Annotated in this window: 1 protein-coding gene; it reads right to left on the bottom strand. The window is 30.8% G+C overall.

All coding sequences use genetic code 11. The annotated features are described in order from the left end of the window. Nucleotides 1-137 precede the first annotated feature (137 nt). Nucleotides 138-852: hypothetical protein (locus Q0807_RS18835; RefSeq protein WP_301162059.1), on the bottom strand; the 715-nt coding region annotated here is incomplete at its 5' end.

An 852-nucleotide genomic window follows, 5' to 3' on the forward strand; every position in this document is an offset into this window, starting at 1 on the left:
CAACGTGTTTGTGTATGGTTAGTTGCGTGGTAAAGCAACTAATTTAGCAAATAAATCACAGATAGAATATTCCGCAGGAATGTTCGTAAGTCGGCAGTGACCGAGCAATTAATTATACACGGTGTTGTACAACGTACTTATTTTTCATTATCAATCAACCAAGCTTGATTAAATTCAGTTGATTTTGTTAATTCCTTTTTTAATTTTTCTCGGTCTAATTCCAATTCAGAATATTTACGTCGTTCATAGAGTAAGTTATAAGCTGATTGATGAAATCCGTATTTTTTTAATGTATAAAAATCCGATTTAGCTTTTTCTATGTTCAGATTGGCGTAATCAAATTCAATATTCAATAAGTCAATCAAAGTATCATTTGCAAACTGATTTTCGTAATTCAGTCGTTTTTTGTCTGATTTATAAGAATTAAATTCTCGGATTATTTCATAAACGATTGAGTCGTTTTTCTCCGCTTTTCTGCGATTCCAGAATTCAGTATAATATTTAGTTTGGATTTCAGGCTTTTCGTAGGTCAGTTCTAAACTGTCCATTAAATTTTCGAAATTCTTTTTTATGTATATGTCTTGAATTAGGAATTCATCACTATTTTTTAAAATCAGTTTTTCAATTCTGTCGTAACCAAGCTTCTTAAATGATTCGTGGATTATTTTTAAATTTTCAGTTTTCCTAATCCACGAGTTTTTTGTCCAGTCTCCATTTCTCAAATCGAAAAATGAAGTTTGGTTTTCTGCATAAAATTCCAATTCAGATTTCTTCTCGTTTTTGCAAGACAGAAATAGGAAAATCAGAAGTGAAATTGTCAGCAGTTTGTTCATTTCGGGTATGTTGTACAAC

This window comes from uncultured Winogradskyella sp. (genome assembly GCF_947495255.1).
Taxonomy (GTDB): domain Bacteria; phylum Bacteroidota; class Bacteroidia; order Flavobacteriales; family Flavobacteriaceae; genus Winogradskyella.